Annotated in this window: 22 protein-coding genes and 1 other annotated feature; of the genes, 2 read left to right on the top strand and 20 right to left on the bottom strand. The window is 39.4% G+C overall.

Annotation, left to right across the window (positions count from 1 at the left end):
• Positions 1 to 6 precede the first annotated feature (6 nt).
• The 10 genes from ilvC to HNQ80_RS06680 all read right to left on the bottom strand — a co-directional run bounded on the left by ilvC (position 7) and on the right by HNQ80_RS06680 (position 10,109).
• The gene (ilvC, locus tag HNQ80_RS06725) at positions 7 to 999 is read right to left on the bottom strand and encodes a ketol-acid reductoisomerase (protein ID WP_184309444.1); all 993 of its coding nucleotides are present in this window, start codon (positions 997 to 999) and stop codon (positions 7 to 9) included.
• Positions 1,000 to 1,060: 61 nt separating this feature from the next.
• Positions 1,061 to 1,360 (bottom strand): acetolactate synthase small subunit, encoded by a 300-nt coding sequence (ilvN, locus tag HNQ80_RS06720; RefSeq protein WP_184309442.1) that lies wholly within the window; start codon positions 1,358 to 1,360, stop codon positions 1,061 to 1,063.
• A gap of 64 nt (positions 1,361 to 1,424) precedes the next feature.
• Positions 1,425 to 1,701 (bottom strand) — a binding site (T-box leader).
• 179 nt (positions 1,702 to 1,880) lie between these two features.
• Positions 1,881 to 3,587, bottom strand: coding sequence for a methyl-accepting chemotaxis protein (locus HNQ80_RS06715; protein WP_184309440.1), 1,707 nt, complete (start codon positions 3,585 to 3,587; stop codon positions 1,881 to 1,883).
• A 282-nt stretch (positions 3,588 to 3,869) separates the two neighbouring features.
• The gene (locus HNQ80_RS06710; protein ID WP_243183014.1) at positions 3,870 to 4,829 is read right to left on the bottom strand and encodes a hydroxymethylglutaryl-CoA lyase; all 960 of its coding nucleotides are present in this window, start codon (positions 4,827 to 4,829) and stop codon (positions 3,870 to 3,872) included.
• A gap of 148 nt (positions 4,830 to 4,977) precedes the next feature.
• Positions 4,978 to 5,766, bottom strand: coding sequence for an IclR family transcriptional regulator (locus HNQ80_RS06705; protein WP_184309438.1), 789 nt, complete (start codon positions 5,764 to 5,766; stop codon positions 4,978 to 4,980).
• 313 nt (positions 5,767 to 6,079) lie between these two features.
• Positions 6,080 to 6,517, bottom strand: a complete 438-nt coding sequence (gene aroQ, locus HNQ80_RS06700; RefSeq protein ID WP_184309436.1) for a type II 3-dehydroquinate dehydratase — start codon at positions 6,515 to 6,517, stop codon at positions 6,080 to 6,082.
• Between the two features lie 85 nt (positions 6,518 to 6,602).
• Positions 6,603 to 6,989, bottom strand: coding sequence for a VOC family protein (locus HNQ80_RS06695; protein ID WP_184309434.1), 387 nt, complete (start codon positions 6,987 to 6,989; stop codon positions 6,603 to 6,605).
• 35 nt (positions 6,990 to 7,024) lie between these two features.
• A complete protein-coding gene (locus HNQ80_RS06690) occupies positions 7,025 to 7,966 on the bottom strand; it encodes a ketopantoate reductase family protein (RefSeq protein WP_184309432.1) in 942 nt (313 codons plus the stop codon).
• 25 nt (positions 7,967 to 7,991) lie between these two features.
• Complete coding sequence (locus HNQ80_RS06685; RefSeq protein WP_184309430.1) at positions 7,992 to 8,426, bottom strand: MaoC family dehydratase; 435 nt, start codon at positions 8,424 to 8,426, stop codon at positions 7,992 to 7,994.
• 99 nt (positions 8,427 to 8,525) lie between these two features.
• Positions 8,526 to 10,109 (bottom strand): acyl CoA:acetate/3-ketoacid CoA transferase, encoded by a 1,584-nt coding sequence (locus tag HNQ80_RS06680; RefSeq protein ID WP_184309428.1) that lies wholly within the window; start codon positions 10,107 to 10,109, stop codon positions 8,526 to 8,528.
• 697 nt (positions 10,110 to 10,806) lie between these two features.
• On the opposite strand from HNQ80_RS06680, the gene HNQ80_RS06675 reads away from it, so the two are divergent.
• Positions 10,807 to 11,847, top strand: a complete 1,041-nt coding sequence (locus HNQ80_RS06675; RefSeq protein WP_184309426.1) for a LacI family DNA-binding transcriptional regulator — start codon at positions 10,807 to 10,809, stop codon at positions 11,845 to 11,847.
• 103 nt (positions 11,848 to 11,950) lie between these two features.
• Here the strand turns inward: HNQ80_RS06675 and HNQ80_RS06670 are convergent, their stop codons facing one another.
• The gene (locus tag HNQ80_RS06670; RefSeq protein ID WP_184309424.1) at positions 11,951 to 12,985 is read right to left on the bottom strand and encodes a LacI family DNA-binding transcriptional regulator; all 1,035 of its coding nucleotides are present in this window, start codon (positions 12,983 to 12,985) and stop codon (positions 11,951 to 11,953) included.
• 359 nt (positions 12,986 to 13,344) lie between these two features.
• On the opposite strand from HNQ80_RS06670, the gene HNQ80_RS06665 reads away from it, so the two are divergent.
• A complete protein-coding gene (locus tag HNQ80_RS06665; protein ID WP_184309422.1) occupies positions 13,345 to 14,517 on the top strand; it encodes a Gfo/Idh/MocA family protein in 1,173 nt (390 codons plus the stop codon).
• A gap of 86 nt (positions 14,518 to 14,603) precedes the next feature.
• On the opposite strand, the gene HNQ80_RS06660 is transcribed toward HNQ80_RS06665, so the two are convergent.
• The 9 genes from HNQ80_RS06660 to HNQ80_RS06620 all read right to left on the bottom strand — a co-directional run bounded on the left by HNQ80_RS06660 (position 14,604) and on the right by HNQ80_RS06620 (position 24,683).
• Positions 14,604 to 15,455 carry an MBL fold metallo-hydrolase gene (locus tag HNQ80_RS06660; RefSeq protein ID WP_184309420.1) on the bottom strand — a complete coding sequence of 284 codons (852 nt, stop codon included), beginning with the start codon at positions 15,453 to 15,455 and terminating at the stop codon, positions 14,604 to 14,606.
• A 48-nt stretch (positions 15,456 to 15,503) separates the two neighbouring features.
• Positions 15,504 to 16,427: a DMT family transporter gene (locus HNQ80_RS06655; protein WP_184309418.1), complete on the bottom strand. Its 924-nt coding sequence runs from the start codon at positions 16,425 to 16,427 to the stop codon at positions 15,504 to 15,506.
• 23 nt (positions 16,428 to 16,450) lie between these two features.
• Entirely contained in the window at positions 16,451 to 17,239 is a 789-nt protein-coding gene (locus HNQ80_RS06650; protein WP_184309416.1) for an IclR family transcriptional regulator, read from the bottom strand.
• Between the two features lie 114 nt (positions 17,240 to 17,353).
• Positions 17,354 to 18,529 carry an MFS transporter gene (locus tag HNQ80_RS06645; protein ID WP_184309414.1) on the bottom strand — a complete coding sequence of 392 codons (1,176 nt, stop codon included), beginning with the start codon at positions 18,527 to 18,529 and terminating at the stop codon, positions 17,354 to 17,356.
• 186 nt (positions 18,530 to 18,715) lie between these two features.
• The gene (locus HNQ80_RS06640; RefSeq protein ID WP_207726890.1) at positions 18,716 to 19,765 is read right to left on the bottom strand and encodes a TRAP transporter substrate-binding protein; all 1,050 of its coding nucleotides are present in this window, start codon (positions 19,763 to 19,765) and stop codon (positions 18,716 to 18,718) included.
• A gap of 126 nt (positions 19,766 to 19,891) precedes the next feature.
• Entirely contained in the window at positions 19,892 to 21,184 is a 1,293-nt protein-coding gene (locus tag HNQ80_RS06635; protein ID WP_184309412.1) for a TRAP transporter large permease, read from the bottom strand.
• 86 nt (positions 21,185 to 21,270) lie between these two features.
• Positions 21,271 to 21,753, bottom strand: coding sequence for a TRAP transporter small permease (locus HNQ80_RS06630; protein WP_184309410.1), 483 nt, complete (start codon positions 21,751 to 21,753; stop codon positions 21,271 to 21,273).
• Positions 21,754 to 21,784: 31 nt separating this feature from the next.
• Complete coding sequence (locus tag HNQ80_RS06625; RefSeq protein ID WP_184309408.1) at positions 21,785 to 22,663, bottom strand: shikimate dehydrogenase; 879 nt, start codon at positions 22,661 to 22,663, stop codon at positions 21,785 to 21,787.
• 217 nt (positions 22,664 to 22,880) lie between these two features.
• Positions 22,881 to 24,683 carry a thiamine pyrophosphate-binding protein gene (locus tag HNQ80_RS06620; RefSeq protein WP_184309406.1) on the bottom strand — a complete coding sequence of 601 codons (1,803 nt, stop codon included), beginning with the start codon at positions 24,681 to 24,683 and terminating at the stop codon, positions 22,881 to 22,883.
• Positions 24,684 to 24,729: the final 46 nt, after the last annotated feature.

The following is a 24,729-nucleotide window of genomic DNA, read 5'->3' as shown; positions in this document are numbered from 1 at the left end:
TACCTCCTATTTCTTCAGCCATGTCATCATCTGTCTTAATTCCTTACCCACCTGCACGATTGGATGCTGTACTTCTTCATTTCTACGGGCATTAAATACAGGACGACCCGTCATATTCTCCAATATCCATGCTTGAGCAAACTTTCCTTCTTGGATCTCCTTGAGAACTTTCTTCATTTCCTTCCTAGTTTCCTCATTAATGATTCTTTTACCTACCATATAGTCACCGTATTCTGCTGTATCGCTAACACTGTATCTCATTCTCTCCATTCCGCCTTCATAAAGCAGATCTACAATTAATTTCATTTCATGAAGGCATTCAAAATAAGCCACTTCTTTTTGATACCCTGCCTCTACCAACGTGTCAAAACCTGCTTTGATCAATTCTGTAACACCACCACAAAGAACGCTTTGCTCTCCAAATAAATCCGTCTCTGTCTCTTCCTTGAAGGTCGTTTCAATCACGCCGGCTTTCGCAGCACCAATTCCCTTGGCATAGGCTAACGCGATGTCCTTTGCTTTTCCTGTATAATCCTGGTGTACAGCAATCAAAGCTGGTACCCCTGTCCCCTCTACATATAATCTTCTTACCAAATGCCCAGGTCCCTTTGGTGCCACCATGAAAACATCTACATCAGCAGGTGGTACAATCTGATTAAAATGTATATTGAATCCATGGGCAAAAATAAGGGCATCTCCTGCCTTTAAGTAAGGTTTGACAGACTCTTGATAAAGCTTTGACTGCTTTTCATCGGGTACCAGAATCATAAAGGCATTGCTGCACTTTACTGCCTCATCTACTGCCATTACCTCTAAACCATCGGCCACTGCCTTCTCCCAAGATTTACTGCCCTCATAAAGTCCCACAACCACATCCACGCCGCTCTCCTTTAAATTCAAGGCATGGGCATGGCCCTGACTGCCGTAACCAATGACAGCAACCTTTCTTTCCTGTATAAAATTAAAATTAGCATCCTTTTCATAAAACATTTTTGTCATTTTAAATCCCCCTTATTTTTTATAATATTTAAGTTTTGATTTTCATAGCTTTTAGTAATATTTACATGGGTCCCATAGCTGTGAGGTTTTCATCGGCAAGAGCCCAGAACTGCTCTGCATTAAATCCATATGCAATTTCGTCTACGCGATACACATCAATGAGTTTATTCATTTGATGGATTGCTTGATTGATATCCTGGTTTTCTCCTGTCAGCGTAGTCACCAAGTATGCAACGGCTGGCGTTTTACTTTCTCCCATACTAATGTGTTTAATATCCAATCCCTTTCTTCTCAGCAATCCCGTGACCCTCATCAACACTTCAGGTTCGTTGTTCACAAATGCCAACAATGTTCTGCTCATTTACATACCTCCTTACAATGAATAAAATAAAAATCCCTCGTTCCTAGAACACAATTTTTTGTATTCTAGGGACGAGGGATATCTTCGCGGTACCACCCTAGTTCACAATTCATTCACATGAATTGACTCTTCAGGTCGAAAGAAAGCTTCTTTTTAACCCTAGCCATATAACGGTGGCACTTCTGTTCTTAACAGAATCCCGGCGTCATCTACTCAGCCTGCGCTTTTTGACTCGGCAGTTCAGGAGTGATTATTATATACCGCTTCGACACCAACTCTCAGCAAATCGTTGGCTCTCTGTAGTCTTAGGATGGTATTTTTCTCTCCCTCATCACTTTTGATTATTAATTTTTCGAATATTAAAATTAATTTTACACGTTATATCTATACATGTCAACAGTATAAATAAAATTTTATGAAAATTTTAAACTATATACAAAATACAAACACCTTTCACTCCTAATTTTTAAGGATCGTATCATATGAGCCATTATGAGTCATATTATACAATCCTTATTTTTTACAATCTAAATTGATCCACAATACTCTTTAAAACATTTGCTGATCTTGCTAAGGAATGGGAGTTTTGAGCGATCATCTCCATGGAACTATTCTGCTGCTGCATGGATGCGACCGTCTGCTCAATTCCAGCAGAATTTTCTTGAGAAATCGCTGCAATTTGTTCACCTGCAGAACTTATTTTATTACTGTTGGCAGATATTTCATCCAAGCTAGCAGATACATCCTGTATTCGATCCGCCATTGAAACAACTTCCCTATGTATTTTTTCAAATCCATCCCCGGTAATTTTAATTTGCTTGGTGCTTTCTTCTACATTTTCATATCCTGCTACCAAAGACTCTGTCATACTCTTAGAATCCTTTTGAATACCAACTACGATACCGTTTATCTCACTTACTGACGTCCCTACTTGTTCTGCCAATTTTCTAATTTCATCGGCTACTACAGCAAAACCTCGTCCTGCTTCTCCTGCTCTAGCCGCTTCAATCGCTGCATTGAGTGCCAATAGGTTCGTCTGCTCAGCGATGGCATTGATCACTTGTCCGAGGGTGGATACTTTTTTAGAATTTTCATCTAACAATTTAACCTTCGTAACGGACTCCTTGATGATCTTATTGATATCATTCATATTTTCGATAGAAGTTTCCATATGGGTTCTTTCCCTTTGGACCACATCCAGAATGTCCTTCGATGAAGCTTCCAGCAATTCTTTATTTTTACTAGCTTCTGTAATTAATTCAGTCAAACTGAATATGGAATTTGCAATTTCTGTGGCTGATCCAGCTTGTTCTTCTGCGCCAGAAGCCATCTCCAGCATCGTTGCTGCAATTTGTGCGCTGCTTTGTTGTACTTCATTTGCAACATTCTTAAGCGTACTGCTCTCATCGTCCACCTTTATAGCAGCTTCTGCAACTTCTTGAATCATGCTTCGCAGATTGACTACCATTTCATTCATTGCTGCGGATAGTTGACCAACTTCATCCTTGCCCCGATACGTAATTTCCTCTAGGCTAAGTTCACCCTTCGCAACTTTGCCAGTCGCCTTGACAACTTGATTCAAATTACGACTGATATTTCTGCTGATTAAGAAAACCAAAATACAGCCAAGGATTGCGGCTGAAAGTATCCCTACGATTAAAACGCCAATTGATTTTTCAATGCTTTTATGTGCAATATCTACTGACTGCTGACGTTCATCATCTATACTTTCTTTGATCTTTTCAAAAAGCTGAGCAGTAGGATTTCTCAAACCAGATATTTTTACAAATCCCGCCAGTGCTTGTTCTGCATTATTTTTCTTTGTTTCAGGAATCACTTGATTCATAAAGATATCATCCATCTGTTTATTATTTTTGCTGATTAGCGAAAATTGTAACTCTACGTTCTTTGTATTCATATAAGGTTGAACTTCAGCTTGTAGCTTGTCGAATTGACTTTTAATTTTTGTATATTCATCTACAGCACTAGCTTTTCCAAAAACCTTATAGTCAGAAATAAGCAGTTCCTTTGTCCTAAATAGAGAATCCATTTGCGCCATAGCAATAGATCTATTGTTTTTGACTTCAATATCATTTACTGATTCCCGAATGGTGAATAGGGATGTAATAATCAGTCCAGCAGCAATAATAAATAGAAAAATGGTAGTAAATAATGCCATACTATACTTAAATCCAATTTTAAAATTACTCCAAGCCAGCCTAGTCAAACAAAATCCCTCCAATTATGTATTTTCATCTGATGAAACCGTTTTCCATTTAATGAAATCTCTTTTTTCCATTATACTACAAATATTCAAAAAAGTTAGTCTAAATTTGTCGAAAAAAAATATATTTTGTATTTTGGGAAAAACTACTCTTTTCAAAATAGGAAAGGAATACTATTTCTCAAGGGATTAGACATCAACATGTACAGGCTAAGGTTGAGGATAACCCTTAAAAAATGTAGGGGTGATTCACCATCACCCCTTAACCTCAGCTTATTTCAATATTTACTTATTGTTCTGATGTTGCGCCTTCTTTCTCGTCAAATCTTCGCACCGCCCGCCTCTTAGAACAGCGCTTTGGCCTTGGTGCTCCACGATTGCCTCTGTCATACGGGCTGTTGCCATAGCCTTTTCTAAATCTACCCCCGTATCTATTCCCATTTCATGAAGCATATGGATGACATCTTCCGTAGCGATATTTCCAGAAGCTCCTGGGATGTAAGGACACCCGCCAAGCCCAGCAAAAGCTCCATCGAAAGTAGTAAAGCCAGCTTGGAGACCTGCAACGATATTACCGATTGCCATGCCTCGGGTATTGTGCAAGTGGAGCACCCATTTTACCTGTGGAAATTTCTCCATCATGTGGCTTCCTATTTCATAAATCTGACGAGGATTAGCCATCCCAGTGGCATCGGACAAAGACAGTTCTGTAATACCAAGCTGCAGATATTCATTTACAATTTTTTCAATCTGCTGGACTGATATTTTTCCCTCAAAGGCACATCCCCAAGCGGATGAAAGGGCCCCAGATATTTTGATATTATGTTTTGCCGCATATTCCACACAGGGAATAAATCCTCTTATCATTTCCAAGGGAGTTTGATTAAAGTTGTTAATGCAGTGGGACTCACTCACCGATACGGTCAGCTTGACCTTTGTAAGACCAACTGCATGGGCACGCTCCAATCCTTTGAGATTAGGTACCAAAACACGATATTCTACGCCGTCTACCCGTTTCATTCGCCGAGCTACTTCCTCGGTATCAGCCATTTGAGGGACAGCCTTAGGATGTACAAAAGAACCAATTTCAACAATTTTAATACCCGATTGAACGACAGCGTCCAGAAGCTGCAGCTTTTCTTCTACATGAAGTATTTTTTTTTCATTTTGCAGGCCGTCACGTAGACCAACCTCACAAATCGTTACCCTATCTGGCCATATCATATTTGCATTTGTCATTTTCATTTGTCCTTTCTCTACAGATTATCAACTTTTTGAACTCCTATATTTCAAAAATGTAGAGATACTAAAAACAAAGACACTCGATACGTCAACTATCCTTTTGCTTTTTCAGAAAAAGTATTTTGTGTCCCAATAAACCTATCATTCCAAATTATTCCATATATCCAGGGCTTATTTCATAATAACCCAATTGATTAGAAATCTTTTTTGCACCGTCCACAACCAATTCGCTATAGTAATCTATATTCTCAGGGAACCTAAATCTAGGACCTGATATGGCAAGGCAACCAATAACTTTTCTATGGGCATCAAAAATAGGGGCAGCAATACAACCTACCTCTGCATTCTTTTCACCCACACTGACCGCATATCCTCTTTCTTTCACCTTCTTGAGTTCGGTAATGAATGCATCAGGATCTGCGATGGTATCTTCTGTAATAGGTCTCAATTCTTTTATCATTTCATACCAAACATTTTCCTTTAGATTCGCTAAAATAGATCTTCCGGTCGCACCTTGCCAGATGGAGACCCTCTCACCTATTTTCTCAGATTTTTTTATTGGCTGAGGACTTTCCACCTGCTCAAGACATACCCGTTCTCTATTTTCCAATAGATATAGATTTACAGTTTCTTGGGACGCCCGACCAATTTCCTCCATGATTGGACGACTAATTTTCCTTATATCTAAACTTTCTTTTGCAATCAACCCTAGATAATAAATATTGTGTCCCAGCTTAAATCTATTGGTTTTCTGATCCTTAGAAATAAAGCCTTCCAATTCCAAAGTGGTTAGCAGTCGAGATACTGTAGATTTTGCCAATCCAATTTTCTCGGCAATTTCTGTCAGTGTCAGCTCCCTTTCGTCCCAATTAAAGCACAAAAGGATATTTAAAGCTCTCTGTATGGAACGAACGCTATTTTCATTAGATTTTTCAGTCATGTCAATCCTCCTATTATTCATTATCTCTTTTTTTAGAATTCTATAATATTTTATGGCATTTCGTCTGGCATTCTTATATTCTTTTATCTATCTCTATTATAATGAAGAATTGACATTTATTCTATATATTTAATCAATTGCACCCTTTGACATATTTAAAATCTCTTTGTTTTTAGCTATTAAATAATGATAGGTGAGATATCGCCTCTTGTTAGCTTTACTTTTAGCAAGTATCCACTTCAAAGGCTATGATCCCACCTATCATTATTTTTTGCTATGCTCTACATTAAAATTTGCTTTCCAAATGTTTAACTTATTCCATAGCTCCTATAGCAGCTCTTAGTCCAAGAAGATAGCTGTCTAATCCGAATCCACAAATTTGTCCCTTAACGATTTCAGCAAACACAGAATGATGACGGAACTCTTCTCTTGCATGGATATTGGACATGTGGATCTCTACAATAGGTACTGTAAGAATTGCTAATGCATCCCTTAAACCATAGCTATAGTGGGTCCATGCACCAGCATTGATGACTACTGCATCTACTTTTTCTAAAAATGCTTGATGAACTCTTTCGCACATTTCACCTTCATGATTTGTTTGGAAGCTGATCACTTTCACACCTAGCTCTTTTCCTAGTTCCTGCATTTTTTCATCAATTTCAGCAAGGGTGATCGTCCCATATTGTACAGGATCTCTCTTTCCAAACATATTGTGATTTATTCCGTGTAGCATCAGAACTTTTTTCATAAATATCCTCCTTTAAATGTTTATATATTAGATAGAGAGGTACACGACCTCTTCTTTGAAAATATTCTAGAAACTTCTTTGGTTCCTAATCTCTAGGGTTGATCGCCAAGGCTTCTGTTACTGCCTCACCTCTCGCTTGCATCAGTTCAATACATAGTCCATCGGGTAATTCAAACCAATTTCTTCCTTGAGGCATCTGGGTTACACCCCAGCTATAGGCCTCTTCCAGCGCGGCCTCTATATCTTCAGTCATTATGCCGAGGTGGGCCATCCGCCCTTCTGGCCCTTCGAAGCTGGGATCGGAAATCAACTGCATTCCTCCCACTGTCCAGACTTGATTTGGCGCTTCTTCTGCTCCATCAACACTCCGAATTGTCATGCCCAATACTTCTCTAAAAAAACGAATATGCCATTGAATATCTTTTACACGAACTGCCGTATGTTCCACGTAAGATTTTTTCTGATAAGTCATAGCGGCCACCTCTCTTCTACAATTGACATAAACACCTAAGCTTGCGCCCCATAATGCTCCATCCAATATTCAATTCCTTTAACACTAGCCACCAGCGCTTTGTTGACAGGTGTCGGTATATTGCTTTTCTCTCCCCATCTTACCACTGACCCATTGATGAAATCGATCTCCGTTTTCTGCCCTTTCTCTAGGCTTTGCAGCATTGAAGTCTTAAACTCATCGGGTAATCCTTCGGCTGCCATCAACCAAATCTTTTCAGGATCCTCTACGGATAGCTTCACACCATTTGCACTTGCCACGGCAATTCCTTCTGATATGGCTGCAAATGCACAATCCCTAATTTCTGGGATTTTGTACAATCCCCCATAAGGTAATTTTGTGATACCGGCCAAAGCACCAGTAGCGACGTTAATCAATAGTTTATCCCAGATCATACCTACAATATTTTCACTCACTGTAGTCAATAAACCCGCTCGATTAAACACCTCAGCCACCTTGGTAATCCTTTCGGTAATTGAACCATCCATTTCTCCAATATAAGTATATTTTCCCTTGGTACCGGCGATAATATGGCCTGGCCCAAGCAACACACCACCAACATAAGTCTTGCCACCAATCAAACGCTCCATTCCAACAACTTCACCAAGGGTCTCCTCATTGCCAAGACCATTCTGCAGCGACATCACCATCGTTTTATCCCCTATGATTGGCGCCGCTTTTTCGATGGCTTCCCTGGTATGAAAGGATTTTACTAGAACGATAACAAGGTCTGCTGGTCCAATTCCTGTACAGCTCGTTCGGCCCTGAACCTTCACAAATTTATCCGTTGATCCTTCCCTTACCTTCAATCCATGTTCATTCATGGCATTAACATGATCTGTCCATTGGTCTATTAAATAAACCTCTTCCCCTGCTTCTGTGAGGACGCTGCCAATGGAACTGCCCAATGCTCCTGCACCAAGTACACAAATTTTCATCCTCGTCACCCTTTCTCCAATATATTTATTTTTCAAAAGGAATGAATTTTAAAATATGTTGAGCCACCGTACACAATTCACCCTTTTGATTATAAACTTCTACCTTCGCAACAGATTTTAAATTTTCCTCATCAATTTCGCTAATCGTATATTTGGCAGTAACTGTGTCCCCGAAAAATACTGGCTTGATAAAGCGAAGTCGGTCATAACCATAAGAGACACTTGGAATTTCAGCCTTTGCCTGAACTTGTATTAAGGTAGAAGCAGTAGAAGCTAGGGCAAAAGTAAGTACCCCATGGACGATTCTAGTCTTATAAGGCGTCGTCTTCATAAATTCTTCATTCATATGCATTTGGCTAAAATCACCCGTAATCCCTGCAAACAAATATACATCGGATTCACTGATGGTTTTCGAATAGGATATGGTATCTCCAATTTCAAATGGTACTCTATTGCTCATATCATTTTCCTCCTTAAATTTTAATATATATTTTATCGAAATAAGTTCTATTCTTTGTCTCGTAATCCTCATGACCCTATCTTCGTCTAGGAATCAGCCCTACTTTCCCCATTCTGTGCTAATACCCATTTTCTCCGTCAGAAACAAGCGTCGATCCATTTCCTTTAGATCACTAGCAATCTTAGGTGTAAATCCCATTTGCTGAACGATGTCTTTTTCAATATCTATGCCTGGCGCAACCTCGCAAAGTTCAAGGCCTTCTTTTACAAGACGGAATACAGCTCGTTCAGTAATATATAGCACTGTTTGTCCTCTACGTATGGCATCCTGCCCATTAAAGGTTATTTCAGGTACTCGTTCAACGAATTTCTTGAATTTACCTTCCTGATCAATTCGCACTGCGCCATTTTCTACTATGCTTTTCAAACTTCCCGCAGTTAAGGTACCGCTAAAAATAACCTTTTTGCTGTTCTGGCAGATATTAACAAAGCCTCCTGTGCCCATTATCTTTCCATTGAATTTATGAACATTGACATTCCCTGCTTGATCAACCTCTGCAAAACTTAGAAAAGCTACATCAAGTCCACCGCCATCATAGAAGTCAAACTGGGCTGGCATATCCAGCACCGCTTGCATGTTTACACTGGCTCCAAAGAAGATTCCTTGGGCAGTCACACCGCCAATGGGGCCGGTTTCTACTGTAAGGGTAAATTCTTCGCTGATTCCCTCTTCTCTAGCAACTACGCCAATACCATCAGAAATTCCTACGCCCACATTTCCTACATTGCCTGGTGCTATCTCCATGAGAGCTCTGCGAACAATCACCTTTCGTTCATTCAGGGGTAATGGCACTACTTCGCCTGTATCAAGAACATAGTCACCGGAAAAGAACCGATTTACTTGACCTGAATAGAGTTGAGGTTGATCCTCGACAACCACTAAAGCATCCACAAGATAGCCCGGTATCTTAATGGATCTAGGGTGTAATGTACGTCCCTTTACTAACCGCTGAACCTGGGCGATAACGATACCTCCATTGTTATGGGCTGCTTGTGCCAATGCCAAGGCATCCAAGTAGGTTATCTCATCTTCCATGCTGATATAACCCTCTGTATCAGCTGTTGTACCCCTAATAATTGCTACATCGATAGGAACCACAGGGTAATACAACCATTCCCTACCATCTATCTCCATGAGCTGAACAAGATCTTCTGTGGTGACCTCATTCAGTTTTCCCCCTTGCTGCCTTGGATCAATAAAAGTACCCAAACCAACATGGCTAAGAATCCCTGGTTGACCTGCTGCAGCCGTTCTTAAGAGCTGACTCATAACCCCCTGTGGAAAGTTATATGCTTCTACTTCATTGCGTTCAGCCATTTCAGCTAGTCGCGGTGATTGTCCCCAATGACCTCCAAAAATTCTTTTCACTAATCCATTCTGAGCCAATGAAGAAAGGCCTCGATCATTACGGTCTCCTAATCCTGTCGTATGCCAGAAAGTCAAGTCTCTGGGTTCATTAGACTCTTTAAATCGATTTGACAGGGCTTTAATTACCTCAGTGGCCTCAAGAATTCCGCCACCAGCACCTGTAAATCCGACAGTCGCACCATATGGTATGAATTTAACAGCTTCCTCTGCTGTAAGAACCGAAACTGCATTTCCCTTTCGTAAAGGTTTTTTCATTTTATCACTCCTTAATTCTAAACTCACTGTACATATGTTTTATGGCTTTAAATCTTTTTTTATTTCAAAACCTATATGACACGTATTGGATCGATCCGATAAATTACAGATAAAGTATTTATCTTTATGACCTCAATTTATGCCCCTCAGCATAGCATCGTTCTCGGATCGATCCGATGTATGTTTGATCTAATTATACTCTCCTGCATAGACCATTGTCAATAATTTTCAAATTATTTTTCATATGCTTCTAAAACTGATTTGCCCTTCTAATAGATATTTGGAAGATCCTTGGCTGCTTTCAGTCTACAATTCGTCATCATGGTCAAATATATACATGTATCACAAGAGCAAACCTGTTGGAATTTGCCCATTAAATTGACACTGACAATTTATTCATGATATAATAGGATCAATTTTAGCATGTCCAATTATCAATATGAAATGGCAATGTTTGTTCTCTTTTAGGTGTATCTCATCCCTTAGTTAATATAGTTATTTGTTTAGATGATCTAAGATCGATCTTGTAATGATTTCAATCATTACAAGATCAAAAACTACACTGAAAATCCTTCGTCTAATTAGATAGTCTACCAATTTCTGATTAGAAAATATTATGCATCTGAGTACTACTCTTAAATTCAACATTGATATTTTATTCTTGTTTGGATTTTATGTTTAAAGTTAGGAGGTTCCAATGAAACAAGACAAACCAACCCATGTAACCTTATTGCAGGTAGCAAAACATGCTGGTGTATCTCGATCGACGGCTTCCTTGGCCCTAAGGGGTGGCCGTTATGTATCCGCAGAGACACGAGAAAAAGTTTTCGAGTCCATGCGAGAATTGGGTTATGTTTATGATCGTAGTGCAGCAAGTTTACGTTCCAAATCTTCTTCTTCTGTTGGTTTGGTTTTTGCAGATCTTGATAACCCATTTTATACGGCCCTTCTGATTGGCATCAACGAGCAGTTAAATAAATATAACATTACTCCCCTTTTAGGTACCACCTTTGAGTCGTGCGCTATTCAAGAGCGTCTTATTTCTACGATGCTGGAGTATCGTGTAGGAGGCATTATTCTTTTCGCAGTCCCAGATACACCAAAGGATCTGATCAATCGAATCAAACAAGTAGGAATACCTGTTGTCTTGATCAATAGAAATTTTCCAGAGCGTTCATTTGATTATATTGGAATCGATGATTTGGCTGCTGGACAAATTGCTACAGAACATCTCATTGAGAAAGGTCATCGTCAGATTGCTTTTATAGGCGGTTTCTCTAAACTTTCTTCTTGGCGGGAGCGCAAACAAGGATATATAAATGCCCATACCAAAGCAGGGCTGGATATTGATCATACTTTAATCATTGAGGGCGCTGCTACCCGTGAGAGTGGATATGAACTCATGGAAAAGATCCTCAATTTCCAAACACCGCCCACTGCTGTCTTTTGCTATAATGATATTGTTGCCATCGGAGCAATGATGAAACTTAAGGAAAGGGGTCTCGAGCCAGGGTATGATATGGCCATTCTCGGAGTTGATGATATCCCTGAAGCATCTATATTCACACCAAAGCTTACAACGGTTTCATCCTTCCCCATGCTTAGAGGCGCCAGAGCGGCTAGTCTGTTATATCAACGTATGGAGGGGCTTACTAATGAACCTCCTCAGTCTATCATCATACAGCCTGAGCTTATCATACGGGAATCTTGCTCATATAAAGATGAGATCCATCCTTAGATCATGCCGTGAAGTTACATTTCTTTCAACATTCGAATATTTTAACACGCAAAAAGATAGCCTTCATTACTTAATTGGCTATCTTTCTTCATTTCTAAAAATCCTATTGATTTATTCTCTCTGAATTACTTGAATCTCTTATTATAAGCTGTGGTTCTATGATAATACTCTGTGGTTCCCCAGCATAACCATTAATCCTTTCATGTAAAATATTTGCGGCCTTGACTCCCCTAAGAAAGGGATAAGAAGACACGGTCGTAAGTTTAGGCTTTATAATGGAGGCTTCAGGTATGTCATCTACACCAACAATGGCAATATCACGGCCAGGAATAATGCCATTTTCCTCAAGCTTCATCATAGCCCCAATTGCAATAACATCATTAAAACAAAATATCCCCGATGGCTTTTTATCTAACTTTAGAATTTCTTCTGCCAATTTGTACCCTGACTCTTGTGTAGGGGGCCCTTCAATGATCAATGATTCATCTATTTGTATTTGATGTTCCTTAAGAACCCTTTCATAGCCTTCTCTACGTTTATACCAAGAAGAAAGCTCCGATGTACCCCCAAGGTATGCAATTCTACGATGGCCTCTTTCTACAAGGTGTTCGGTGGCTAATTGACCCGCCAAGACATCATCTATACCTATATAATCGCAGGTGAATTCAGAGAAGTTTCGATTCACCAGTACCACAGGAATTCCTAGATTTTTAATCCTAGCAATTAATTCGTTTGAACTTCCTAAAACTGCAAATAGAATAATGCCACAAACCCTATATTCAAGCATTGAAGAAATAAGCCGGTCCTGTACCGTCAGGGACTCATTGGTGGAACCTAAGAGTATGGTATTTTCAAGCTTATTGAGTGCAGTATTCACGCCGCTTAGCAGCGCTGTATAGAAAGAATTATCTAAATCTGGAATGATCAGTCCTACTGTTGAAGAAGCATTTGAACGCAAGCTGGCAGCAGCCCGATTGTATACATAACCCAATTCTTGAGCAGCAACAATGACTTTATGTCTAGTTTCTTCAGAAACATAATCCCCACCGTTTAGAGCAACAGAAGCAGTGGTTTTAGATACCCCGGCATGATTTGCTACCTCTTGTAATGTTATATTCCCAGTTTTCCTTTGCTTCATAATAATCCTCCAATGGAACACATCTAGTCAATCACCTTTAGTATAGCAAATAGAGAATCATACCGTCAATCGATTCAACCCATCATAAACAGGGAATTGCTAGGCTACTTCATTCGAAAAAATTTTTAGATAATTCCTATTGACACCATATGAGCTTCGGAATATAATTTAGATATCGAATCGTTCCGGGAAATGCTTCTTTTTTTATACTTGACACCGAATCGATTCGGGAATCTTTTTTTCATTCTTATCCAACAAAATTAGGATTATATTTTTTAAGTCATGCCGAATCGATTCGGCATTGTGCCAGGCCTGTTTTGCAATCATACATATTATTTCATTTGAAAGGTGGTCATAAAATGAAGACTGTCAATGTAGCTTTAATTGGAGGGGGTTATGGAGCATTTTTACATGCCAATGGGTATGCAAAGGTTCATGGTGTCCCCGTAAGAATTAAAACCTTGGTAGACATTGATTTAGAAAAAGCGAAAAGCTTTGGGCAAAAGTTTGGCATTCAAAATATTACATCCAATATAGAAGAAGTACTACACGATCCCGAAATTGACATCATCGATATTGTAACTCCTCCTGCATCTCATATCGATATAACCATTAGAGCTTTAAACGCAGGAAAACATGTGGTTTGTGAAAAACCTTTAACAGGCTATTTCGGAGAAGACGGTGATGAAAAACCCATAGGGACAAAAGTTTCTAAAGCAAAGATGTATGAAAAAGTAGTGAAACACATGGATGAAGTGAAAAAAGTCGTTGAAGCCAGCGATAAACTCTTTATGTATGCTGAGAACTATGTATATTGTCCATCGGTAACGAAAACTGCTGAAATCATTAGAACAAAAAAGAGTAAGCTTGTCTTTATGAAGGGTGAAGAAAGTTTGAGAGGCTCATCCTCGCCAGTAGCAGGTCAATGGGATAAAACAGGCGGTGGTTCACTCATGAGAACGGGATGTCACCCTCTTTCTGGTATCTTGTGGCTAAAACAGGTGGAAGCCCAAGCGAGAAACGAGAAAATATATGTAGTGAGTGTAAACGCTGATATGGGCCATATCGGCAAATGTCTCACCGAATATGATAGGAGACATTTAACCAGCAATCCCATTGACGTAGAAGATTTTTCAAACGTTACTTTAACATTTTCTGACAATACGAAGGCTATCGTTATTGCAAGTGATAATGTATTAGGTGGAACGAAAAATTATATTGAGATTTATGCCAATGACGGAGCCCTTATGTGCAACATTACCCCTGCCAATAATCTGCAGACCTATTTCTTAGACCAAGAGGGTTTGGGCGATATTTATTTTGCTGAGATGATGCCTGAAAAAACAGGTTGGAATAACATTTTTCTGATTGACGAATTTTTAAGAGGATATGTTTATGAGCTTCAAGATTTCGTTGAGTGTGTATCTTATGGAAGGAAACCTCAATCTGATATTGAATTGGCGTATGAGACAACAAAAATTATGTATGCTGCTTATCAATCCGCCAGTGAAGGTCGAACAATATATCTATAGGATATTTTCGTATAGTCTGCATTCTATTTAGGGTCTTAAATCCTGAGCTTTCTTTATATAATAAAAATCAGGATTTAAGACCCACATTATATTTCAATTCCATTTTTTAACGTAAGCATTTCTCCAGGTGCCAATATTCTCGCTCTTTTACTTCCATTCTTCACTTTCCTGAGCACATCATCTGGATTACCTAAATGTGCAGGTTTATCAGGTACATCATAGGTACCGTAATGAATAGGGATTAATAGCGCATTAGGCATTGAATCCGCAAGCACTACTGCCCCTAGATGATTAAGATGAAATGGATCAATGGAAACATCAAGCGCTAAAAGGTCTATATCACTGATTGTTAAATGTTCCTCCATAAGTCTTGTGTCCCCAGGAAAAAAACAACGGACATCCGGTGTTGTGACAATAAAGCCGCAACAGTCTCCACTGCGAAAGGGTTTACCGCATCGCTGAGGGTCCTGAAGCTGCCATGGATGATCTGCAGGAGTTACTTCTATCGTAACATTCTTAATATGAATGATATCACCAGTGCGACAAGTCTCAATATTTTTAGGATTTATACCTATCTGCGCAAGTCGATTAAATACTGTGTGTGGACCAATGAATCTTGGATTTAACTGTGCAAGAATATGAGCGGTATGATGACCTAAATGATCATTATCTGGATGGGTATAGAGTACAGCATCAGCTATAGGTATATCTGTAGCTTTAATAGGATAGGAAATACTCATCTTCAAACCCGCTTCGCTTATATCATTCTGGCCAGGTCTTGTCATTAATACGGGATCAATTAAAAGGATAGTTCCCCGTGCATTTATCAAAAATCCTGCACTTGCAAGCCATGCAATAGAAGTATTGTCAATTTCTTTAAAAGCCTCTTCTCCAATCTTAACTGACTCCTCAGCTTTTACGAATTTCATTTTGGACATATGCATTCCTCCTTCATGAAATGAAGAGTATTAAAAATCACATTCTATTTAGGTATCTTCGTCCTGCCCAATCTTATTCTTTTGACTGGCATATATCAGTCCATAGATAATTAACATACCTCCCATGAGCTGGGTCTTCGTGATGACTTCTCCCAAAATCAACCATCCTGACAAGATAGAGATGAAAGGCGGAAGATTCGCATAAATTGAAGTTCGAGTGGCCCCTACCTTTCGAACCCCTATATTCCAAAGGATATAGGATATACCAAATACAAAGACCCCTGAAAAAACAACACCTCCCCAAGCGATCGACGAATACGTGTCCCAACTTGCAGCCAAAATTGGTTTTAATGAAATCATCGAAAAGAAAATTGCTGTAAGGGTCATTGAATAGGTTGTCACTTTCACAATGGATATATCTTTAAAATATAGTCGAATCATGATCGTATATAAGCTCCAAAACAGAGTGGCGATCACGATGAGTATATTCCCAAAATGAGATTCCATCGACACACCTTTACCTCCAGCAGCACCCATAACCACCAAGGCCACACCAGCAAAGGAAATAATAATACCCATAATGGTTTTATTATTTCCTTTTTCTAGCTTCAGCAGGCTTGCTAGGAAAGCCACACACATAGGTGTGGCAGCCAAGATCAGGGAAGCCGTCGATGCAGAAGTTTTTGATACACCATATACAAATGCCACTTGGTTGATACCATGCGCTACAATCCCCATCATCAATAAATGTACCAATTCTCTCTTGCTAACCCTAAAATCTTTTTCCTTTAACAGTAAAATGATCCAGCAAATAACCGCTCCAATAACAAATCGCAAACTATTGAATACCAGAGGATTCATCTCTCTTAATGAAATTTTTGTCACGACATAATTTAATCCCCAAATGATAGCTACAAAAACCAGTAGTATGTCTGTGGTGCTGAATCGATTCGTGTTTCGTGAATTTTCCATCCATTATCACCTATCTATCTTACTTATTCCATATATTCTGGGCTTCTGTCATAATATCCCAATTGATTAGAAATTTTTTTGGCACCCTCTGTTACCAATCTGCTGTAAAAATCTATATTGTCTGGAAATCTAAATCTAGGACCTGATATGGCAAGACACCCAATGACCTTTCTATGAACATCAAAGATAGGTCCAGCCACACAGCCTACCTCATAATCCTTTTCTCCTACGCTAACTGCATATCCTTGTTCTCTCACCTGCTTCAACTCGGCAATGAATGCATCTGGTTCTACAATTGTACTTTCTGTGAGGCTTCTTATATCTTCTATCATTTCATACCAAATGAGTTCTCCCAAGTGAGCCAATATGGCTTTTCCTGTTGCCCCCGCCCATATGGCGAATCGCTCTCCGATTTTTACAGATTGCTTTATAGCTTGTGGACTTTCTACTTGCTCAAAGCATACCCGCTCTCTATTATCCAATAAATATAGATTTACAGTTTCCTTGGATGCCTGACAAATTTCCTCCATAATAGGTCGGCTGATTTTCCTTATATCCAAGCTTTCTTTTGCAATCAACCCTAAATAATAAATATTACGTCCCAATTTGTATCGATTGGTTTTCTGATCCTTAGAAATAAACCCTTCCAGTTCCATAGTGGTTAACAATCGGGATATGGTTGATTTTGCCAGTCCTGCCTTTTCTGCAATTTCCGTCAAGGTCAACTCTCGATCACTCCAGTTAAAGCACAATAGAATATTGAGCGCCCTCTGTATGGAACGTACACTGTTTTCACTCGATTTTTCAGCCATGTCAATCCTCCTGTGATAAATTTTTCTAAAATAGTGACATTCCTTTTTTTCGTAGTACCCATATATTTTTAAAGATTCCTCTGCGATAATGAAGAATTGACTTTTTTCCATAAATTAATTGCTCGTATAATTCGAAATGGATCTGCTCTCATTTACTCCAAATACGCCTATTGATATCATTGCAATGAGTCCAAACATACCCGTAACAATAAAGCCCGTAGCCAATCCAAATCGATCTCCAACACTGCCAATTAAGATCGGTCCAACAATCATGCCGATACCATACATTGCTTGAAAAAAGCCCATGATTGTCGTTCTCAAATCCGATGCTACATTTTGAATAGCCAATCCCATGAGCAAAGGAAACGTCATTGCATTGGCAATACCACTGATAGTTTGAATCACATATAACATTGACACACTCGAGGTAAAAGGTGTGAGCATACATAAAATTGTACTTATACAAAAACCAATCATCAGTGTAGTTTTCTCACCAAGACGCTTCACAAATAGAATTCCAGATAGTGCTGCAAAAGCAATTTGAGGAAAATTAAATGCAATGGCCACCATACTCAGTTGAAAATTATTGGCTCCTAGACTTGAGGCTACCAGTGGTGTAAACCCAAAGGCTGTAGAGTATGTGATCAACTGGGACAATGTAGCTAAAACAGAGACCACAAGGATATCTTTGTTTTTTAAAATTAGAAGTACATTGGAAAAAGAAAAGGGCTTTTTGTCTGACATTTCTCTCTCTTCCCATATAGCCAAACTTAGCACAAACCCTGCAATAGCGCCTATGGCACTGAGCAGAAATAGATAACGTACCCCCAGATATAGAGAAACGAATCCACCCGCCAACACGGCTGCGAACTGACCGGCTTTATTGGTTGAATTAATGATTCCCATGGCTTTAGATACTTGAGATGATTCATAATAACTAGAAAACATTACCGTATAATTGATCCATGTTGCAGCAGCAACACCTGCTAGAAAGCGAGCCAACAAAAGAGTAAATGCATTTGGGAGAACAAAAACCACCAGTGTGCTAAATATAATGACGAAAAGTCCCGAAATAATAAAGATCTTTCTTCTATTCAATGCATCCGATACAATTCCTAATGGTATTCTCAGTATTGTCTGACTAAACCCGTAAGCACTGGTAATCATACCAATCATCTTGTATGAAGCACCCATCTGTTTGGCATAATTGGTCATCTGAGGGATGTATGCATACAATGAAAACCAAAATAAACCAGTTACGATACAAAATAATGTCTTTCTATTCAACATTGTACATTCTCCCCATCCATTCAATATCAATGACAAACCCTTTGATGCCAAAAAACCTGCGATCGTTTTCCAAGAGCTTTCTCGAAAACAATCGCAGGTTATGGCTCTCAAAGTCCACCCGTAACACAACTATTTGATGCAGTTTTAAAAAATAGTATTACGTGCTATCCTTTGTTTTTATTCTTATTACTTCACTTCTTTTACTGCGTTTAATAGACCGTCTACCAATTCATCGCCAACTTTTGATCGAATCAGATCATAAGCACTTTCAGCTTTTGCTTGCATTTCTGCACGTACTTCAGGGGAAATGTCAAGAATCTCAGCACCATTGTCTGTGATGATTTTCGCTCTATCTGCTAAACGAGCATCTGCTTGTTCTCTAGCAAATACCTTTGCTTCAGCAGCCGCTTCATCAAAGATTTTTTGATCTTCTGGAGATAAACCATTATAAAGAGCTGGGTTTGTGATCAATGTCAATGTATGAAGCATATGGTTTGTGTTGATTACATATTTTTGTTGCTCGTAGATCTTGTTAGCCGCGATAACTTCGTAAGGATTTTCCTGTCCATCGATTGCACCCTGCTGTAATCCGATATACACTTCACCCCAAGCCATTGGTGTAGGGTTTGCACCTAAAGATTTCCAGAATTCGATATGGTTTGGATTTTCCATCGTTCTGATTTTTTGACCTTTAAGATCTGCTAATGTTTGAACTTTCTTGTTTGAAGTTAATGTTCTGAACCCTTGATCTGCAAAGCCTAAGATTTTAAAACCAGACTCCTCATATACTTTAGAGATGGTATCAAAGAAAGGACCGTCAAGTACTTTTCTCGCTGTTGCTGCATCTGGATAAACCATCGCCATATCAAATACTGCAAGCTTAGGAACAAAGTTTACCTGAGGTGCTGTCGTTTGAACAACAAAGTCAAGGTTTCCAGTCTGTACGCTCTCTGCGATTTCTTTGTCGCTACCCATTTGTCCATTGGCATAAAGCTGAACTTTGAACTTACCACCTGATTTTTCTTCAAGTAATTGACCAAACTTTTGTCCAAATAGATATGTTACGGTATCTTCTGGACTATCCATTGCTAAGTTGAATGTACGTGGCTCCGCACTTGCTTCAGGTGCTTTCTCTCCATTTTGTGCTTCTTGAGCAGGTTTTGCTCCACATGCTGCTAATGATAACATCATTAGCACTATCATTGTTAGTGCGATCATGCTTTTAAATCTTTTCATTCTCCCATTCCTCTCTTCTTTTTATTTTTAAAGTACAAGCGTTGATTTCATTTTTGAAACTACGTCAACTCTTATAAAATTAAATCCGCTCAAAATCATAGCATTTTCTTTCTCCCTTGATTTAACCTATCGGGTAAGAAGTAAGCTGATTTCTGGTACAAAAGTGATAAAGATTAATGCAATAAGGAATGCTACAATAAAAGGTGCAGCTTTCTTTGAGATTTCTACAACTGGGATACCCGTCAATGAACTTCCTACGAATAAGTTAATTCCCACAGGTGGTGTTACGAAACCGATCGCAAGGTTTACTACCATAATGATACCGAAGTGTACTGGATCAACTCCTACAGCATTGGTAATCGGCACCAAGATCGGTGTCAAAATCAAGATTGCTGGACCAGTATCCATTACCATACCAACAAAGAGCAGTAGAATGTTGATAACCACCAACACGGAGAACTTTGTTGTAAATACGGATGTGATTGCAGCTGCCACCTGCTGAGGCGCCTGCATCAAGGTCAATACCCTTGCGAAGGCGATCGCTGCAGCTAAAATGAACAGAAGCGGTGCATAAGTGGAAATACTTTCTTTAAACACCGGGATGATATCTTTAAATGTCAAACTCTTATAGACGAATAAACTGATAATTAAAGCATAGAACACAGAAATAGTAGCGGCCTCTGTTGGAGATGCAACACCACTGTAAATACTTCCTAAGATAATTACTGGTGTTAATAACGCCCAGAAGCTGTCTTTGAAAACTTTCAAGAAACCTTGGCTTCTGATGGCATGATAATGTTCATGTAATTTTTCCTTGTCCTCTCCCTTTGTACGGCAGTAATAGTACGCATATGCCATTAAACAACCGCCAATCAATAGACCTGGGAGTACCCCCGCAATAAATAGTTTACCTACAGAAGCACCTGACGTCATCCCATATAGGATGAATGGAATACTTGGTGGAATGATAACCCCTAATCCACCAGCTACGGCAACCAATGCTGTAGCAAATACCCTATCATAGTTAAGACTCATCAAAATTGGAATTGTCATAGAACCAACAGCCGCTGTAGTTGCCGGACCTGAACCTGAAATCGCACCGTAGAACAAGCAAGTAACGATAACGGCGATTGGCATACCTGCTGTTTTATTCCCTATAAAGAATGAGAACACATTAAATAGTTTCTTGGACACACCCCCACGGGCCATGATGATACCTGATAATATGAACATAGGTACCGCAAGGATCGGAAAGCTATCTACACCGCCCAGCATACTCCGAATAACAAGCTGAGCATTGGCTGGGAACGCTGGGTTGAATAAATTTGGAAGAACTGCTAAAAGTCCCAATACTGTACCTACAGGAATAGATATCGCCATGCCTATGGCAAAGATGAGAAATAAGATACCGACTGACAAAAAAAACTCCCCCTCTCTATCTACTTCGATCTTTTATTAGAAAAATATATATAAATCATTATTACAATTGCTTTTATCGTTTGAGCTTATCTAGCAGTTTTGACTGACTTTAAATCACCCCAAAAGCTTTGAAGAATCCTCACAACAGCCAATCCAAAACCTATCACGGAGGATACCTGCACCAAATATATTGGCAATCCTAAAGCTGGACTGGTTTGTCCATTGACATAAGTAGTTCCGACCACAATTAGCGCATATCTGAATACATAAGCAAAGAATATCAACATGACGATTCTCGTAATGATTCCCAATACTTTTTGTGCTGACTGCGGCATCATATTTGTAAATTGATCAATTCTAATGGATATTCCTTTTTTGATACAGTAGCTGACACTAATAAAGGCAGACCATACAAACATATATCGGGTAAGCTCTTCTGACCAAGACAGGGATGCATTAAGCAAATAACGCATTGTCACCTGAACACCCATGACACAGGTCATCACAATTAATAAAATTAATAGTATGGATTCTTCAAAGTGCTCATTTAACCATTTTAAAACACCCATTTTATTCACCTCCATTTTTTCTTTTCATAGCTTACTTTCCTGCTGCTCCTAAAGTTTCCATAAACTTTTGTTTTACCAAATCTACTGGCATATCTTCTCCCGTCCAAATCTTGAATGCCATAGCCCCTTGCCAAATCATCATGCCAAAACCATTAATCGTTCTACATCCTGCAGCCTCTGCCATCTTCAATAGTTTTGTCTTGGCAGGCTTATAAACTACATCCGATACGATCAGTTCTCGACGCAGCACACTAGGATCTGCAATAATGCTTTTATCTTCATGGGGAGTCATTCCTAAAGGTGTGCAGTTAACCAGTATGTCTGCCGTCTGTAATGCCTCTTTTAGATTTTCATCACTGAAAGCAAGCCCTTGGGTTTTACAGCTTGGTATCTTCTCGTTGATTGTATTGCTAAGCGCTGCGGCCATATCTGCAACCATATCAAGAATAACGATTTCCTTTGCCCCATCAACTGCCAGCTGAACTGCCACAGCCTTTCCAGCTCCACCTGCACCAGCCATTACAATTCTTTTTCCTTCAAAAGCGATGCCTGCTTCTCTTAATGACTGTACATATCCTCTTCCATCGGTATTATATCCAATTAGCTTACCATTATCATTTAAGACAGTATTTACAGCCCCTATCCATTGGGCCTCTGGGGCTACTTCATCCAATAATGGTATGATGTTTGCCTTGTTTGGCATTGTTACATTAAAGCCTTTTACATTCAATACACGCATTGCTTTTACAACGTCATCTAAATTATCCTCTTTTGTATCGAAAGTAAGATACGCGTAACCTAGTCCTAGATGGCTAAATGCCGTGTTATGCATTTGAGGGGAAAGACTGTGGGATATTGGGTATCCCAACAAACCAACCAACTTCGCTTTTCCATTTAAATGATGCGCCATTTCTTTACACCTTCCTATTTTTTATGATTTGAAATTTTCTGATAATTCATTGCATACTTTTTCACTCGTTATAGTTTCTACAGTTCGTAAGCTTAATTGATAGTGAGAGGCCACATAAGGCCTCTCCATCAATTATAACTGTTTGGGGAAACTTAAGGAAATATTATTTATTTTATAGCCTTTGCAATAACTTCCATTCTCTTGACTTTTTATTCATTTACTTTGTTGCTACGTGCTTAGATCTTGTTGCTTCACCATACACTAATCTACCTTCAGCAACATTCTCTTTTGGTGTATAGATATCATTGATGTTCCAAATTCCATCTGTAGGAACTGGGATATTCTCCATCGGAACATCTAATAAATATGGCTCATTGGAATCTAATGCCTCTTTAAATGCAGCTTTGAACTCTTCCGCTGATGTTATTTTCTTGCTTTTGATACCATAAGCCTTTGCAACTTCAGCCCACTCAGGGTTATAAGGAGTCCCGTCTGGTTTTTTGAAGATGGTACCGAAAGAATGGTGATATTGAGCCGCCTCTAGTCCTGCAATCGTACCAAAAGCACCGTTATTCATAACAACCCATACCACAGGGATATTTTGCTCTACTGCTGTAGCCATAACCGTTGGATTCGTACCAAAACCACCATCTCCAACCAAAGTGATTACTTTTTTGTCTGGAGCCGCTAATTTTGCACCTAAGATTGCCGCTGGTCCAAATCCCATGGTAGCGAGACCGCCTGTATGCAGAATCGTACCTGGTTGTGTGATTTCAAACTGCTGGCTTACGCCATTTTTATTCCAACCCACATCTGTGGCGATGATGGCATCTTGAGGCAATACTTCCCTTACATCCTTCAAGATTCGCTGTGGTGTCATTGGGAATCTGTTATCTTCAGAGATCGCTACGTTAGATGCCTTGAATGCAGCTCTATAATCAGCGATTGCTTTTCTTAGTTCAGGTCTATCGATTCCCTCAGGCTTTAGCTCTTTTGCAGCTTCTAAGATTGCCTTTAATGCTTGCTTTGGATCTGCTACTGCCCCTAAAGCTACAGGATAGTTTCTACCAATTTCAATGGGATCTAGGTCTATTTGAATAAGCTTTGTCGGTGGAATATTGAAGCTTACACCCTTATACCAAGAGCTGCTATCTGCTTCAGCAAATCTTGTACCTACCCCTAGGATTACATCGGCCCTAGTTGATACTTCATTTACGAAGTTCGTTCCCCAGAATCCTGTCATTCCCACATGTAGCGGATGATTATCTGGAATCGCCCCCTGGGCCATTAGCGTTCTTGTCACAGGAATGTCTAAGAATTCAACCAACTCTATCAGTTCCTCTGAAGCATTGGTATAAATCAGCTGTCCACCGCCGTGGATCACTGGGTTTTTCGCTTCAATCAACATCTTGGCTATTTCTACTGCTGTTTCTTTTGGCAGCGCTGGTCTCACAGTCGTATGGGAATCATGATATGTTCTTTCAAAGTGAACTGGATCTAATTCCCTTGAGAACATATCCATAGGGACAGAGATCAACACTGGTCCTGGTCTTCCAGATTCAGCAAGTCTGAAAGCCTTGTCAAGAATTTCTGGGAACAATTCAGGTACATCAATTCGCCATGCTCTCTTCACGAAGGGCTTGTAGATATCGTATTGAGATCCGTCACAGTGCATATTGATTTCCTGATGAGGATGTTTTCCATAATAATAGCTAGGAACATCTCCTGCAATTACAACCATCGGCACTGCATCTAAAGACGCTGTAGCTACCCCTGTTACTGCATTTGTAAGTCCTGGTCCTAAGTGACAAAGGACTACGCTGGCTTTTTGCGTTATTCTTGCGTAAGCATCTGCCGCGTGGGCAGCTACCTGCTCATGTCTTACAGATACAAAGTTTAATTTAGAGTCTTTAAGAGCATCTAACATTGCGATAACCGTGTGTCCACAAAGGCCGAAGACATGCTCAATGCCTCTTCTCTCTAAATAGTCAACTAATTGATAAGAAATTAGCTTTTTCAATTTGTATACTCCTTCCAAATCATTTTTTATTAAAGGAGATCGACTC

It is taken from the genome of Anaerosolibacter carboniphilus (genome assembly GCF_014205875.1).
Lineage (GTDB): Bacteria > Bacillota > Clostridia > Peptostreptococcales > Thermotaleaceae > Anaerosolibacter > Anaerosolibacter carboniphilus.
The sequence above is the reverse complement of the archived record's forward strand: the minus strand, read 5'-3'. Positions and strand labels throughout refer to the sequence as shown.

Excerpts from the sequence above, each read along its gene's own strand:
- ilvC (WP_184309444.1), bottom strand. The coding sequence starts at position 999 with ATGACAAAAATGTTTTATGAAAAGGATGCTAATTTTAATTTTATACAG.
- ilvN (WP_184309442.1), bottom strand. The coding sequence starts at position 1,360 with ATGAGCAGAACATTGTTGGCATTTGTGAACAACGAACCTGAAGTGTTG.
- HNQ80_RS06710 (WP_243183014.1), bottom strand. The coding sequence starts at position 4,829 with ATGAAAATGACAAATGCAAATATGATATGGCCAGATAGGGTAACGATT.
- HNQ80_RS06705 (WP_184309438.1), bottom strand. The coding sequence starts at position 5,766 with ATGACTGAAAAATCTAATGAAAATAGCGTTCGTTCCATACAGAGAGCT.
- aroQ (WP_184309436.1), bottom strand. The coding sequence starts at position 6,517 with ATGAAAAAAGTTCTGATGCTACACGGAATAAATCACAATATGTTTGGA.
- HNQ80_RS06695 (WP_184309434.1), bottom strand. The coding sequence starts at position 6,989 with ATGACTTATCAGAAAAAATCTTACGTGGAACATACGGCAGTTCGTGTA.
- HNQ80_RS06690 (WP_184309432.1), bottom strand. The coding sequence starts at position 7,966 with ATGAAAATTTGTGTACTTGGTGCAGGAGCATTGGGCAGTTCCATTGGC.
- HNQ80_RS06685 (WP_184309430.1), bottom strand. The coding sequence starts at position 8,426 with ATGAGCAATAGAGTACCATTTGAAATTGGAGATACCATATCCTATTCG.
- HNQ80_RS06680 (WP_184309428.1), bottom strand. The coding sequence starts at position 10,109 with ATGAAAAAACCTTTACGAAAGGGAAATGCAGTTTCGGTTCTTACAGCA.
- HNQ80_RS06675 (WP_184309426.1), top strand. The coding sequence starts at position 10,807 with ATGAAACAAGACAAACCAACCCATGTAACCTTATTGCAGGTAGCAAAA.
- HNQ80_RS06670 (WP_184309424.1), bottom strand. The coding sequence starts at position 12,985 with ATGAAGCAAAGGAAAACTGGGAATATAACATTACAAGAGGTAGCAAAT.
- HNQ80_RS06665 (WP_184309422.1), top strand. The coding sequence starts at position 13,345 with ATGAAGACTGTCAATGTAGCTTTAATTGGAGGGGGTTATGGAGCATTT.
- HNQ80_RS06660 (WP_184309420.1), bottom strand. The coding sequence starts at position 15,455 with ATGTCCAAAATGAAATTCGTAAAAGCTGAGGAGTCAGTTAAGATTGGA.
- HNQ80_RS06655 (WP_184309418.1), bottom strand. The coding sequence starts at position 16,427 with ATGGAAAATTCACGAAACACGAATCGATTCAGCACCACAGACATACTA.
- HNQ80_RS06650 (WP_184309416.1), bottom strand. The coding sequence starts at position 17,239 with ATGGCTGAAAAATCGAGTGAAAACAGTGTACGTTCCATACAGAGGGCG.
- HNQ80_RS06645 (WP_184309414.1), bottom strand. The coding sequence starts at position 18,529 with ATGTTGAATAGAAAGACATTATTTTGTATCGTAACTGGTTTATTTTGG.
- HNQ80_RS06640 (WP_207726890.1), bottom strand. The coding sequence starts at position 19,765 with ATGAAAAGATTTAAAAGCATGATCGCACTAACAATGATAGTGCTAATG.
- HNQ80_RS06630 (WP_184309410.1), bottom strand. The coding sequence starts at position 21,753 with ATGGGTGTTTTAAAATGGTTAAATGAGCACTTTGAAGAATCCATACTA.
- HNQ80_RS06625 (WP_184309408.1), bottom strand. The coding sequence starts at position 22,663 with ATGGCGCATCATTTAAATGGAAAAGCGAAGTTGGTTGGTTTGTTGGGA.